This window comes from Erythrobacter litoralis, from assembly GCF_029760855.1.
Classification (GTDB): domain Bacteria; phylum Pseudomonadota; class Alphaproteobacteria; order Sphingomonadales; family Sphingomonadaceae; genus Qipengyuania; species Qipengyuania litoralis_A.
This window is the reverse complement of the sequence record NZ_SOSI01000005.1, coordinates 190694-204945: the sequence shown is the minus strand read 5'-3', so window position 1 is coordinate 204945 and position 14252 is coordinate 190694. Positions and strand designations below refer to the sequence as shown.

Annotated in this window: 9 protein-coding genes; 6 read left to right on the top strand and 3 right to left on the bottom strand. The window is 60.9% G+C overall.

Features of this window, described 5'->3' with window-relative positions; all coding sequences use genetic code 11:
• The first annotated feature begins 6 nt into the window (after positions 1-6).
• From E3U23_RS11085 to E3U23_RS11075, 3 genes are all read left to right on the top strand, one after another.
• Entirely contained in the window at positions 7-2043 is a 2037-nt protein-coding gene (locus E3U23_RS11085) for an HAD-IIB family hydrolase (RefSeq protein ID WP_279351325.1), read from the top strand.
• A complete protein-coding gene (locus tag E3U23_RS11080; protein WP_279351324.1) occupies positions 2043-3182 on the top strand; it encodes a hypothetical protein in 1140 nt (379 codons plus the stop codon). The genes E3U23_RS11085 and E3U23_RS11080 overlap by 1 nt, the downstream gene beginning before the upstream one ends.
• Before the next feature lie 80 nt (positions 3183-3262).
• Complete coding sequence (locus E3U23_RS11075; protein WP_279351323.1) at positions 3263-4105, top strand: galactosyltransferase-related protein; 843 nt, start codon at positions 3263-3265, stop codon at positions 4103-4105.
• Here E3U23_RS11075 and E3U23_RS11070 read toward each other — a convergent pair.
• Positions 4021-5130, bottom strand: a complete 1110-nt coding sequence (locus E3U23_RS11070; protein WP_279351322.1) for a glycosyltransferase — start codon at positions 5128-5130, stop codon at positions 4021-4023. The genes E3U23_RS11075 and E3U23_RS11070 overlap by 85 nt on opposite strands.
• Before the next feature lie 123 nt (positions 5131-5253).
• Between E3U23_RS11070 and E3U23_RS11065 the strand changes: the two genes are divergently transcribed.
• Genes E3U23_RS11065 through E3U23_RS11055 form a run of 3 tightly spaced genes read left to right on the top strand, consistent with a single transcriptional unit; the run spans position 5254 to position 7659 of the window.
• Entirely contained in the window at positions 5254-6021 is a 768-nt protein-coding gene (locus E3U23_RS11065) for a Crp/Fnr family transcriptional regulator (protein ID WP_279351321.1), read from the top strand.
• Positions 6018-6851: a sulfotransferase family protein gene (locus tag E3U23_RS11060; protein ID WP_279351320.1), complete on the top strand. Its 834-nt coding sequence runs from the start codon at positions 6018-6020 to the stop codon at positions 6849-6851. Before E3U23_RS11065 ends, E3U23_RS11060 begins: the two co-directional genes overlap by 4 nt.
• A 37-nt stretch (positions 6852-6888) precedes the next feature.
• Positions 6889-7659: a Crp/Fnr family transcriptional regulator gene (locus E3U23_RS11055; protein ID WP_279351319.1), complete on the top strand. Its 771-nt coding sequence runs from the start codon at positions 6889-6891 to the stop codon at positions 7657-7659.
• A 39-nt stretch (positions 7660-7698) separates the two neighbouring features.
• On the opposite strand, the gene E3U23_RS11050 is transcribed toward E3U23_RS11055, so the two are convergent.
• The gene (locus E3U23_RS11050) at positions 7699-9240 is read right to left on the bottom strand and encodes a proprotein convertase P-domain-containing protein (protein ID WP_279351318.1); all 1542 of its coding nucleotides are present in this window, start codon (positions 9238-9240) and stop codon (positions 7699-7701) included.
• Positions 9237-14249, bottom strand: coding sequence for a hypothetical protein (locus tag E3U23_RS11045; RefSeq protein WP_279351317.1), 5013 nt, complete (start codon positions 14247-14249; stop codon positions 9237-9239). Before E3U23_RS11045 ends, E3U23_RS11050 begins: the two co-directional genes overlap by 4 nt.
• Positions 14250-14252 lie beyond the last annotated feature (3 nt).

Below are 14252 nucleotides of genomic sequence, written 5' to 3'. Positions count from 1 at the left end.
GGTTGCTTGAAGGCCGAGCCGGTACGGTACGGCATTACCGAAGATACAGGCGGTCATATCGCCTACGTTCTGGGCGAAATGCAGGCGCTTTCGGAGCGGGCCGATGTCGATCATGCAGAGATCGTTACCCGCCTGTTTGACGAACCCGCCCTCGACCCAGTTCATGCGCAGCCAAGGGAAGCGATCACGCCCAAACTTTCCATCACCCGGATCGATAGCGGCAACCGCGCCTATCTTTCCAAGGAAGCGCTCGCGGCTGACCGCAAGGCTTTTACCGAAGCGCTGATCTCGGAACTGCGCGGGCGTTCGCGTTTGCCGGACGTCATCCACGCGCATTTCGCGGATGCCGCCGACGTGGCTGCGAAAGTGGAAAAGGCGTTGGGCATTCCCTTCATCTACACCGCACATTCACTGGGCCGCGACAAGCAGGATGTAATGGGCCTCTCAGGCACCGGGCATAGTGCGCGCATAGCGGAAGAGACCCGCGCCATCGAACGCGCCGCGGCCATCGTGGGATCGTCTCGCGACGAGTGCGAGCGTCAGATACCTAGCTATACCGATACCGCTGTTTGCAAGACCTATCGCATTCCGCCGGGCATTCTGGTCGCCTCCGCAAACGACGAAGCAGTGTGCAGCGCCTCCGCCTTGATAGCGCCCTTTCTTCGCGATCCTACGAGACCGATCGTTCTCGCGGTGGCGCGGCCTGTCGCGAAGAAGAATCTCGCGACGCTTGTCGAAGCGTTCGGCATGTCGAATGACCTTCGCACGCGCTGTAACCTCGTAATTCTGGCGGGCGTTCGCGAAGGACCCCAAACCCAAAGCGGCGAGCAGAACGCGGTTATGCACGGTCTGTTCGCCGCTATCGATAGGCATGGTCTGTATGGCAGCGTCGCGTACCCGAAATCGCATACGCGCGAAGACGTCGATGGCTTGTATCGCCTCGCGGCCGAAAGTGGCGGGGTGTTCGTCAATCCCGCCCTGATGGAACCCTACGGGCTAACCCTTGTCGAGGCAGCGTCGTACGGCCTGCCGGTGGTCGCGACCCGGAATGGCGGGCCCATCGATATCATCGGGGAACTCAAGCACGGTCTGCTGATCGACCCGACGTCTCCGGCGGATTTGGCAGGCGCCATCGGCCGGATCATCGACGACCGGGAACTCTGGCAGACATTCTCTCGCAACGGACAGGCGAATTCGCAGGCAATGAACTGGGATGCCTATGCCGACGCGTTCGTTTCCGTAGCGCGCGCAGTGTGTGAGACTTCGCCTGCGCAGGCAGAACGCAACTTCGATAGCCTGCTCGTCAGCGATATCGACAACACGCTTACCGGCTGCCCGGAAGGCGCGGGCCGGTTCGCGTCATTCGTCCATCGTAGTCCAGGGTTCGCCTTCGCGGTCGCCACGGGGCGTTCGCTAACCGAGGCGCGGCGTCTGATTCGCGAATGGTCGCTGCCTGAGCCGGTCGCGTGGATCACATCCGTCGGCAGCGAAATCTATCACCGAACATCGAACGGCCTGGAACCCGATACCGACTTCGCGTCCCTTGTCGCCGAGGGTTGGGATGCAAATCGCGTAGAAGACATCTGCGCAACCGTTCCGGGGCTCGAACCGCAAGCGGTCTACGAGCAGCGACCGTTCAAGCGCAGTTATTTCGCCGCATCGCATGCAGTTGCCGAAGCGGTTCGGCATGCCCTTCGCCTCAAAGGTGTAGCGGCACGGGTGATCTACAGCCATGGGCGGTTGCTGGACGTCCTTCCCTTAAGGGCGGGGAAGGGGGCCGCGATGGCGTTTCTGGGGCGCAAGCTCGATATCGAGGCGGCGCGTATTTTCGCCGCGGGAGACAGCGGTAATGACGAGGATATGCTGACGGTTTGCCAGAACGCGATCCTGGTCGGCAATCACTCCGACGAGTTGGCTGGTCTGCGGTCGCAACCCAATGTGTACGTCGCGCGGCGTTCGCACGGCAGCGGTGCGCTGGAAGGCGTTCTCGCCCATCGCCGTCAGCGACGACGCAGCGCGGTTCGTCTTCAGGGGGCAGCGTAATGAGCGCGAGCGGTCCGATCGGCTACTTCGTGCACCATCAGGGACGGGGGCATGCCGAACGCGCAGCGGCAATCGCGAACAAACTGGCGCTTTCGCGGGACATCTCCCTGTTCTGCGCACGCGACGATATCTTTCCGGACTTGCACGACAACGTAGCCATCGTCCGCATTCCTTCGCTGTTTGAAGCGCGGGGGGACGAGGCACCCGCCATGGCCAGTCTGCCGATGCCGGATACCGTTCACTGCGCTCCGCTCGGCTGGCCGGCCATCGCCGAAGCCTTCGCCGCTGTCGCAAATTGGTTCGCGCAGGATCGACCGAGCCTCTTCATTACGGATGTCTCGGCAGAACTGGCGCAGCTCGCGCGGCTCTGTTCCGTTCCCCACATCGCGGTCGTCCAGCATGGTGAGCGGTCCGATCCGGGCCATATGGCCGCGTACGACAGCGCAGTCGGGCTGCTGGCGCCGTATCACGAGACGCTGGAACAGCCGGAAAGGCCTGCACGGCATACCGGGAAAACCCATTATGCGCCGGGCATAGGGATCGACGGGTCAAAAATCCTGAGCCGAGACGATGCGCGCGAGGTTCTCGGCCTCGATTCTGCGGCCGATGTCGTCCTAGTGATCGCCGGGGGCGGGGGCGAGGGTACGCCGAACACGCCGCTTACCCTTGGTGCCCGCGCCGAACCGGACAGTCGATGGATTACCATTGGGAAGGTTCGCCGCGAATGGCACGAAACGGAGCCTGGCAATCTCGAACATCGCGGCTGGGTAGACAATCCAGAGGTCTGGATTGCCGCTGCCGATCGTCTGGTATCGTCCTGCGGGAACACGACGGTCCATATGGCATTGGCGGCTGGCAAGCCGTGGGTCGTAATCCCGGAATGGCGCTATTTCGACGAACAGGTGCGCAAGGCCGAGGCGCTTCAGAGAGAGCGAGCCGCCGTCATGGCCCGCGATTGGCCGTCCTATAGCGCCGCATGGCAGAAGTTGTGGCGCGACGCGGCTTCGATAAATAACGCGCGGCAGAAAAGCCTCGCCGGGCATGATGCCGCTACCGGAATCGTGACTTGGCTGGAAGAAACGATTGCGACGCTATGGGCGGGCACGCCAGTTCGTCCAGCGCTGGAGGTGGTGCGATGACCGTTTCGGTATGCACCCTTGCACATGGGCGGGCAGATCATCTTGCCAATCTGGTTCGCGGCCTCAGTCAATCGCGATCCATGCCTGCGGAACTCGTCATCGCGGTCATGCAAAGCGACGCTTATGCGCTTCCGGAAATCGATTTCCCGGTTCGGCAAGTCATGCTGAAAGGCGATCAAATTTGCCTTGCGAAAGCGCGCAACGCCGCTGCCGCCGCGGCTTTGTCTGAAACGCTGGTCTTTCTGGACGTCGATTGCATTCCTTCGCCCGATTTCGTCGCCGACTACGCCGCGGCAATGAGTGAGGAGGGCGGCGTCTTCATGGGCGAGGTCGGCTATCTGCCGAGCGGGGCGACCGATCGCGGCATAGATTTCGCGGAATTCGAACGACAGGCGGTGCTGCATTCGGAGAGGGCGGGGCCGCCACAATCGGCCCTTGGGCCATGCCGGGACTATCGCTGCTTCTGGTCGCTTAATTTCGCGCTCTCCCGGACGACGTTTGAGCGTGTCGGTGGGTTCGACGAACGGTATGTCGGATATGGCGGCGAGGATACGGATTTTGGTCGAAAGCTTGCGGAAGCGGGCATACCGATTTGGTGGGCCCGCGGCGCCAAGGCGTATCATCAATACCATCCGCACCACATGCCGCCGGTCCATCATCTGGACAGCGTGATGCGGAATTCCTCATTGTTCTGCGATAAGTGGGGCGAGCCGACCATGCAGCATTGGCTCCGCGCCTTCCGGCTCATGGGCCTGATAGACCGCGACAGCGCCGGTGAATGGATCAAGCTCCGCGATCCGAACGAAGCGGACCTCGCACTCACCCGCCAGCAGGAGGATCAGCCGTTCGCGAGCAGCGCAGTCGTCCTCGCGCAGCTGGAAGCGGCGGCAGCCGACCGTGCGCCGGAGATGGCAACTTCGTAGCAATCCTCGTACCGCTCGATCATCGCGGGAATGGAGAGGTCGGCAGTTGCGCGAGCGCGGCACCGGGCCACGTCGATGGCGCCGAGCGCGAGTACGGCTCTCGCCAGTTCCGTTGCATCGCCGGGCGGTACCAAAATCCCGCAATCTCCGACGACTTCGTGTAAAGCACCGCGGTCGAACGCGGCGACCGGTACGCCGCAGGCGAGTGCTTCGGCCGCAACCAAGCCGAAGGGTTCGTCCCACATCGGCGTCACCAATGCACCGCGACCTCCGGCAATCTGATCGCGCAACCTCGCGCCTGTCAGGTGCCCGCAATACTCTATCGAGCCGCCGAGGTACGGTTCGACTTCGGCGGCGAAATAGCTCCTGTCCTCGATAGGTCCGAACAGGCGCAGCGGGAAACCGCCAAGCTGCGCCGCGCGTACGGCTTCGGCCGTACCCTTGTTGGCGACGATCCTTCCCGCCCAGGTGAAATAATCTCCTCGCTTGGTGTTCGGGCACCAGAATGTCGTATCGATCCCGTTCGGGACGACCGTCAGGTTCGGACAACCGCGCCGATCCCACATAACCGCCTGATCATGCGATGGCACGGTGACCACCGCTTCCGGCCGGTCGGCGACGAACCGGACGGCATCGACCATGTTTTCAAACGGCGGAACATGCTGGGTCGTCACGCATGGCACGCCTTCCTCGGCGCACCATTCGATCAATTGCGGAAACAGCGAATTGTTGTGGACGGCGTCGTACCCATGGAGGCGCACATAAGGAAGGACGGCCGCGAACGCGCGTTCCTGGAAGTCGGCGAGCCGTTCGGTGCCGCGCCAGATTTCCCACGGCAAAACATCGTCATACGGATCGCATAGCGGCACCAGATCGGTATCGTTCGACTTCGCGGCTGCGAACAGCGTCACGTGGTGACCGGCCGCACGCAAGCCTTCGCAAAGCGCTTTCGTGTGGGCTTCCATGCCGCCGCTGAACGGTTCGGCGATCGCATAGCGGATATGCGCCACGACGGCGATTTTCATGAGCGTGTCGACAATTCCTGCACTTTGGGGCTACGGCTGCGCTGCAAAATGGGGTAGACATCTAACATTAGTTGGGTTGCGCTCAGAACATGTCTTGGAACGATAAGTTTGGGAAGCCAACGGATGATTGCATTCGAAGAGGAGTTGCGCCGTTATCCGAACACCGGCCGCTTCCTGGCCGGGCGGTTGCGCCATTCGATGTCGCAGGACGAACGCCTCCGCTTGGAGGACATGGTATCCGCCGTCGTGCATCACGAAGCGGGCGATCGGATCATCGCGCGCGGCAATACGTGTGACAATTCGACCATGCTGGTCGAGGGTTTCATGGTCCGAACCCTGGAATCGAATGGCAAGCGGAGTATTGTCAGCTTCCACGTACCGGGTGATTTCGTCGACCTTCATTGTTTCGCCCTGAAGCGGCTCGATCACAATATCGACTGTATCGGCCCGGCGACGGTTGCCCAAGTTCCTCACGACCGGATCAAGGCAACGATGGCGGACGACCCGCATCTCAGCCGCCTGCTGTGGTTCTCGACCCTCCTCGACGCAGCCCTGCACCGCGAGTGGATCATGAAGCTGGAACAGCTCACAACTCCGCGACGAATTGCGCATATCTTTTCCGAAATCGGGTGCAGGCTCGGAATGGTTGGATTAGGGCGCCCCGATGGCTTCGATACGCCGCTCACGCAAAGCGACGTCGCCGATATGTGCGGGGCGACGGCAATTCATGCAAATCGCGCCTTTGCGGATTTGCGGCGGCGTGATCTTCTTATTTTCGAGCGTGGCAGGGTGCACATCCCCGATTGCGCCGAACTGCATGCCTATGCGGACTTTCATCCGGACTACCTATACGGCGAAGGTGACCTCGCTCTCGAAACGGAAGACGCATGACGCCGACCATGCCTCGCTTCGTCTTCGTAGCGGGGTTGCATCGGACGGGAACCAGCCTACTGTCCCGGCTCATCGCATCGCACCGCAGCGTTTCGGCTATCGAGAACTCGTCCGCACCGGAAGACGAAGGATGCTACTTGCAGGGTGCCATCCCGCACACGGCGCTGCATGGTATTCCCGGACAATTCGCGACGGATCCTGCTGAACATCACATCGAGGAAGGCAGGTTCGATACGCTTGAAACGCGCAATCGCTTGCTGGCCGACTGGTCGCCTTGGTTCGATGCGGATGCGTCGTGGTGGCTGGAAAAGTCCCCGGTCAACCTCACGCGCATGCGGCTCTACCAGCAATTGTTCCCCATGGCTCAGTTCGTCGTCATCCTGCGCCATCCGCAGATCATGGCGGCGGCGCTCGCGAAATGGAGCGACCGATCCCCGGAGGAATTGGTGCGATACGGGATTGAAGCCTACCAAAGAATGGAGTGCGACCTCGCGCGTCTTCATGCGGTCGTTGTGATCCGTTACGAGGATCTGGTCGACGATCCCGACAGCATCATCGGCGGAGTGTTAGCCTTTCTCGGCTTGGATAACACTTGGCATAAATCGACCATTCGGAACGGCAATGCCGATTACCCCGAAGTCTCGCCGTTGGAGCCAGAGCACAAGGCGGACCTCGCCCGATGGGGCTATACGCCCGCAGGGGGTGTCGGGTCTTTCGAACCCATCGTCCGCCACCCCCTTCGTGACGTGCGCGAACGTACCGCCGCCGCTTTCGCGAGCCGAAGCTTCGGCGTTGAGAAAAAAGAACAGAAAGCTAACTTTGGTCAGTAGACCGCTCCCATTTCCTTTGCATACGGCGCACGCGATGATGACAGAGGGCAAAACCGGAAAGTCCGACCGCTATCCGCTGACTGGCGATTTTCTTGCTGGCAGGCTCCGCCAGCATTTCGGCGAGGATGACCTTTCCTATATCGAAGGTCTGGTCGAAACCGTCGATCACCATGAAGATGGGGAACAGTTGATCGCCCGCGGGGACATCACCCATCGCAGCACGATCCTGGTCGAAGGCTTCATCTTTCGCACGATTACCCGGGATGACAAGCGGTTCATCGTCGGCGTGCATATTCCCGGCGATTTCGTCGATCTGCATGGCTTTGCGCTGAAACGGCTGGACCACAATCTCGTCGCGGCGGGCCGGATAGAAGTGGGCTGCGTCAGCCACGACAGCTTGCGCAAGGTTTTGCAGGACCGGCCGAACATCGCGCGGGCCATGTGGTTCGCGACATTGCTGGATGCGGCCATCCACCGCAAATGGATCCAGATCCTCGAGCAGCTCGATGCCCCGCGCCGCATCGCGCATCTCTATGCCGAATTGCACCATCGGTTCGACCTGATCGGCCGACAGATGAACCGCGCGCTGCGTACGCCGTTCACCCAGCTCGACCTTGCCGATATGTGCGGCGTCAGCGCGATTCACGCCAACCGCGCGGTGGGGAAACTACGCGAAACCGGGATAGCAGAAATTCGGCGCGGCGATCTCTACACCGACGATTGGGACAAGTTGAAACAGTTTGCGTGTTTCGATCCCGATTATCTCTATGGAGACGGACCGCTGCTGCTACGCGAGGGCTGGGAGTAGACGTTTAGGGCCCGAACCGGCAAGCACGGCACAACATCCTCATTTGACGATCACCTGAAAAGTAAACGCTGCCGATTGTCCGGCGTTAAGTGTCGTTTGGGAAGCGCGGATCTCTCCGTTCAGGAATTGCGCGCCCGCCGGATCAGTTTCGTCCGCTCCATCGCCGTTGTCGTCTTCGACTGTCGCAGCCGTGGTACATGTTTGACCCGATCGGATCGAACCCGGCACGTAGCTAACCGTAGAAGGTACGAAATCAGACATTCGTATCTGCGATGCACTTGAATCGCCCGTGTTGTTCGCACGCAGGCAATATTCGATGCGCGATCCCGGTATATGGAAGTCGACGTTAAAACTGCCGGCCTGACCGTTCAGCAAACGGCTCGTCTTCGCAATTGTAACCGTAGTTGTGGGTCGGCAGAACGTTATGTCGTGAATGGCAATACCTTGCTGCCCCGGGTCCACCGGAGCGGCCGAGTGATTACCATATGCAATTACGATCGTGTCGATCGGCTGGTTGAAGGTTACAACCACATTGCCATTGGCTTGATCGTTGTCCGACGCACCGTCGCCGTAGGCCGCGTTTCCGATTACATAGTTCGAGATACCGTTCGTCAGTACGGGCTGCACCACCGCGCCTCTAAGGCGTCCTTCCACGACCACGAGATCGGCGAACTGTCCCGGATTGCTGTCTACATCAAATATCGCGAATTGCGCTCCCCGCATGATTTGCGGAAGGGAGATCGTTGTGGTGGCTCGGCCGGACTGGTTCGGTTGATCGGCGACCTGACCCAGAGAGAACCCGGCGTTTGGAATGCCGCCGGTAAAGCTATTCTGCCTAGCCGGTGATTGACCGCCGAACGTCGCGTTGTTTAGCCACGCACCGTTGTTTGTGAGGTTGAACCCGATATTTCCGAGCGAACCGAGCGGATAGCTGTTCACCGTGCTCCCGCTGGTCCACGCAATTGCGTCCCAATCGAACAGGATGGACTGGTTCGGACATTGCAGCATCGGCGCGATGCCGGCCGACCTCGACGAGGTCAGGTAAAGATCGGCCCGGCGAAAGCTGCCATCGTCTTCTGTCGGAAACAGGTCGCAGACTTCCAACCGCCACGTACCATTTCCGTTCTGCCCGTTGAACGCGGACAGAGCGTTCCGGGGGCGATAGGTGTTCTGATAGGGCGGCGCCGTCGTCGCATGATTTCGCGTCGCCCCGTCCGTGTTGACGACCTGCGTTGCAGCATCGTCGAAAAGCACATTGAAATTATCGCCGCTGATGTTCGTGGCATCGCCGATCGTGAGCTGAACGCGTGTGCCGAGAGGAGATACCAGTGTAAACTGCAAATCGCCTCGCCATGAATGCGTTGCGAGCACCCCGATATTCACATCGGACACCGTGTTTACCCCCGATACGGAGAAGGTGCGCACAAGCGGCGTCGCGCAAGGCGTAGTAGCATTAAGATTGCCGACCGTGGTGTTCGAGAAAGTCGTCGAAGTCTGCGCCATCGCGGGATGTGCGCCGAGTGCTGCGCATAGTCCAAACAATGCCGCCGCTTTCGAGACCAGAGTCTTGCGCCACTTCATCGACTGATCCCCAGGAAGGCGAAGCTGTCGGCGTCCAGTTTGAGACGAAATTTGGTGAAGAACCCCTTATCGGTTGTTCGCGACGCGCTGAAATCTTCGTCCCTGAACCCCGAAATGTTGTAGCCGATCGTGAGCAACATGTTCTTGGCAGGCGTGAAACCAAGCTCAGGACCGACGGAAAACTTCGTGTAACCATCAGACAGGTTCGAACGTACCGTCGCGCGGCCACCGATTTCGAACCGCTTTCCGATCCCCAGGCGCATGTCCAAGCCGCCAAGTGCCGAGAAACCGGAAGCGTCGTAATCTTCGATCCTGTCGAAATTGTAGCGGCCGCCCAGGAAGACGCCGATTTCCACGCGTTGTGCGAAGCCTTTATCGTCGTCTGACCCGGATTTCGGCGACCAGTTCGTGGACAGGCTTCCAATCAACCGGCGGGATTTTGCATCACCGTCCACCAACAGCGCGGTCCGACCGGCGGGGCCGGTTTCTCCGGCAATCGCGCCCGTAACCTCGTCACTGCGAAACTCGAGTTTCGCCAGCAGGGCGATCGGCGACTCTTCCGGCCGATGGGCGAGGGCAACCGCACCGTCGAAAATCTCGGTCGAAGACCCGGTTTGGGTATCTGCCGCTGTCCAGGTGAAGCCCGAACCGACGACGCTGCCTTCTCCCAGTTGCCGGATTGCCCCGAAGGTCAGACCCTTTCGATCGGCCAATTCGCCATCGCGGTATTCGCCTCTGAAATTCGCCGCCCAGCGATCCTTGCGCCAATTCGCACCGGCCGTGAAAGCGAAGAAATCTTCGAAAAGCTGGCCATCCTGGCTCAGATGGCCGCCGCTCGCCACGGGGTGCAGGGGGTTGATGACCTTCGCGGGATCGACGCCGCCAATCTGCCCGTTACCGTCGAGCGTGAAGTCGACGGTCAGTTCCGGCGATACCGGTAGACTTTGCGCCAATCCGAACGCCGCGAAGGATCGTGGCCCGTATTCCGAAATGGTTTGCTGCCCCAGCGTACCGTTCATGCGGGCGCCCGCCCACGGTGTCAGTTCGACGCCGCCGCGTATCGTTCTTGCATCGATCGCATCGCCCTTTGCAACCTCGTAGGCTCCGACCAGGCGCATCGAATTGGTTACCGCATAACGGGCACCGAGACGGTGGCGCGTGGGAAGGTCAATCGAGTCCGTATTTTCGAGAGCGATGCTCGTGCTGGCATTCACCTCCAGCCGGTTTTCGAGCAAGCGCTGGCTCGCACCCGCTTCGAGAACTGTCGAAGAACCGGTGGATCGATCCTGAAACCGATCGGAAAAATGCGCGATGCCGAGACGCAGGTCGGTCGCGCCATTACGCCACGTCGTCTGAAGCTGCGCAGCATTGCGCCGGGCGGCATCGGTTAGGCTGTCATCGCGCCAAACGCTGCCAGTCACAGACAAGTCTTCGCTTACCGTGTAGCGGGCATCGGCGCCGAATTTGGTCCGACCACGTTCCACGGCGTTTTGCTGGCCGACCCCGTATCCGTCTTCGATGCTGCGGGCATAGGCAAGCAGGTCGAGCTGCCCGCTGAGATGAGTGGCTTCGACTTGCCATGCGACGGCGGTCGCGCCTTCGCGGATGCTGGCACCGATTTCTGCACGCAGTTCGGTCTGGTCGCCAAGCCGGCTGCGGAGGTCGGCCGCGATCATATCGGTACGGTCCCCGTCGCCTTGATCCGATATCGCGCTGGCGCCGAGGCGAAGGTCGCCGTCGGTCGCGGTCACGGAACCGCGAATACCGGCGTTCAGCTTGCCCGTGCCGACCAGGTCGTCGATTTCGTAATCGATCACGATAAACTGCGGATTGAGAGCGAAATCCCGGCTGAGCACGGGTTGCTTGAATGTGATCGTGCCCGAGAGAAGGTCGATATCGTAGTCGACGAACCGTTCGAGTTCACGACGCTCTACGATAAGTTCGGAGCGGAAACGGTCGCGTGTCTCGATTACTACGCGTTCGGAATTGACGACGATCCGGCGGTCCGAAAGGCGGTAGGGGCCCGAGAGGCCGCTACCTTGGATTTCGTCGCGACGGAACCGGGTGGTGGTATCGGCGGCGAAACCCTGCACATGCAAGGCACCGAACCGGCCTTCTGCCTTGATACCGGTCGCGGCACGGTCGTATCGCGCAAGATCCGTCTGGTCGAAGCCCGTGCGAAAATCGCCATAGATGGCATAGAACGTGTCCGTCTCCACCCGCACATATAGCTTGCCTCTGCTCGCCGCATCGAAGCGCCGAACCGAAGCATCGCCATAGACGGTGTAGTAAGCGTTCGGATCGATCGCGCCGCCGAGCCGTTCTTCTTCGCGTTGCTTTGCGCTGTCATACGCGGCCGTCACGAGGAATTTGCCGAGGACCCGGCCTTTCACGTAAAGAGCGACCCTCGCATCCTCGCCAAGATCGCTGTCGAACCGGCCGGAGCGCTGCATGTTATCTGCGACGGACCGCGCTCCGGCGGAGCCTTCGACGAGGCCGACGACCGTCCATTCCTGATCGCCAGGGACAATCCAGCTTTCCAGTTCATGCCTGCGGGTAATCTGACGATCGGTGAATTCAAAAGTCAGATGCAGCGGCCCGCTGACCATTGTCGGCGCTAGAGAGATCAGGGCGATGCCGTCGTCACCTTCGACGGTCCATGTCGGACTTGCCCCGCCGAGACCGGTGAGCTGACGTAGCTGCATTGCTTCGATGGCCTGCGCACTTTCGTAAGGAGCATTGATCGACACGCTGCCGCTCACGCCGTTGCGCACCGGCCGACCCTTGCGGTCGGTAATGCGAACCGCGATTACCGGCCGGCTCCGTCCATCGGCGACGAGGTTCGAGCGATCGGCGACGATCTGCGCTCTTGCCGGTGCAGCGGCGAAATCGACGATGCGGGTTAATTCGACTGTTTTCGATCCGTCGGCGGCGAGAACGGCCGCTCTCAACTCAGTCTGCTCCGATTTCAAGGCGACGGCGCGCCAAACGCTTACCGCATAGGTGCCATCGGCGGATTTACGGATACCGTCGAACGCCAGCGGATCGACGTTTTCCCCGTTCGCGGTCAGCTCGACCTTTTCGCCAAGCCGATGCCGTATCGCGACCCGGATGGCGGGTGCGCGCGGGTTGTGGCCGACCTCGGGAAAGAGAAAGTCGGTCGGTCCGTCGCCGATGGCAATCCAGTCGATATCGGCACCCGCAGCCTGTGCATCATCGCGCGCATCGACGTTGGCTTCAGCCACGGGCGGAGACCAATCGGAGGGCAGGATCGCATGAAAATCTGCGACAACGAGGCTTCCGCCCTGTCCACGCACGAAGCGAGAATTCGTGGCACCGGCATTCGCCGTCGATCGGCTGCAATCGACAAACCGGCCCCCTTCCGGAAGGGTCCGCTCCTGCGCCTGCACGACATGGGTGCCGGGGATCAAACCTTCGAAATGGTAACGACCATCGATATCGGTGATTGCGAAGCTGCCGTCTTCCAGCAGGACGCGGACCCCGGGAATGCCACGACGGTTGTCGGGCAACGAGCAATCTCCTTCGGTGATACGCCCGATCAGCGTCATGCGGTCGGCGATGACATCGCGCTGTACTCGTATGGTTGCGACAGCCGTGGCAATCTCGTCCGAACGATCTTCTACGCTAGCACGGTTTTCGATGGCCCCTTGAGGCGCATCCTCCCGAACATTCATCGCGTAGGTCAGGCGGCGAACGGCGTTTGGCGCGATTTCCTCCAGATTAAAGCGTATGGTGCGACCGTCCGGCGAAACCGTAACGGCATCCTCGTCCTTTTCTCCGTCGATGCGCACGCTGTCTCGGCGCAAACGCAACCAGGGCGAGGGCGTATCGGTAACAATCACGTCCCGGCGCGGTCCGAAACTATCGGGGTTACCGACGATCACCGAAAACACGACGACATCGCCTGGCGCGGCGACCTGGCGCGACGCGGTTTTCGAAATCGAAAGCGCAGTGAAGTCCCGGTCCAGCGGGATGTCGAATTCGACCGCATCACCTTCCGTCGTGAAAAAAGGCGCAGCGTAGGAGGCATCAGCAACGAAGAAGGGATCGCCGCCGGGTCCCCTGAGGCCTGCGAGGTCGCTCGGATTCATCTCCGACGGGCCGCGGTACGGCGCGGGCGCTTCGACGATCAGGCGATATGAGCCAGTGCCAACGAGGGGGAAAACATATTCGCCATCCGCGAGAGGAACGGCCGTGCCGTTCGGCAAGGCTATGGCGCTGCCCGTTACGACCGTGGAAGGCCAAGGCGTAATGCCATCTTCTGCGAACAGGGTTGCAGGCCGACCCGTCGTCTCGTCGATGAGCGTGACCTGGGCCCCGTTCACGAGCATCCCGTCACGGCTGTCGAAGACAAACCCGGAAGGTCGGACAAACGCGGATACGCGGGCCGATAGGCGAGGTTGTCCATCCTGTCTTAGATACGAAACCGTGATGTCGTTACCGATTTCGAGATCGAGCGTGCAATCGCCTGCTACCGGCGCGTTGCTCGCATTGCTTGTCCGGATACCTCCGACGAAGTCTCCCGTATTTTCGCCGGTTTCGAAGATCGTCAGTCGCTCTTCGTCGCCAGAGGGCGCCGCTACGATGACCTCGATAGAATCGATTGCGTTAGGATCCCGGTTCGCGCTGCGATCGTGAACGCGGAAGAACAGCGTATCGCCGATCCGGACTTTCGTCGATTCGACCAGAGCCGTTTGCGTCGGCGCGGCCGATTGCAGAGCTGCAGCAGAGATATCGATGGGTGCCGCACCGCATCGCGGCTGTGTAATGGAGTACCGAACGCCGCCGTTCGGAGACGCAATATAGCTTCCGATCGAGGTGACATCGTTCGCGATCGGAAGACGGATGGTGTTGGAAGTCGCGCGTCCCGCCCCTTCGCTCGACCGCCAGGCGGCTTCGGCCGTGTTCACAATTGTGCGTTCGGCAGCGGGGGATTGCGCTTCGGCCGGAACCACGGCGAGCAGCTGCGCCATTCCGAGGAATGTCACAGC

Bases quoted from the DNA above. Each gene is read 5' to 3' on its own strand.
- E3U23_RS11080 (WP_279351324.1), top strand. From the start codon at position 2,043: ATGAGCGCGAGCGGTCCGATCGGCTACTTCGTGCACCATCAGGGACGG.
- E3U23_RS11075 (WP_279351323.1), top strand. From the start codon at position 3,263: ATGCCTGCGGAACTCGTCATCGCGGTCATGCAAAGCGACGCTTATGCG.
- E3U23_RS11070 (WP_279351322.1), bottom strand. From the start codon at position 5,130: ATGAAAATCGCCGTCGTGGCGCATATCCGCTATGCGATCGCCGAACCG.
- E3U23_RS11065 (WP_279351321.1), top strand. From the start codon at position 5,254: ATGATTGCATTCGAAGAGGAGTTGCGCCGTTATCCGAACACCGGCCGC.
- E3U23_RS11060 (WP_279351320.1), top strand. From the start codon at position 6,018: ATGACGCCGACCATGCCTCGCTTCGTCTTCGTAGCGGGGTTGCATCGG.
- E3U23_RS11055 (WP_279351319.1), top strand. From the start codon at position 6,889: ATGACAGAGGGCAAAACCGGAAAGTCCGACCGCTATCCGCTGACTGGC.
- E3U23_RS11050 (WP_279351318.1), bottom strand. From the start codon at position 9,240: ATGAAGTGGCGCAAGACTCTGGTCTCGAAAGCGGCGGCATTGTTTGGA.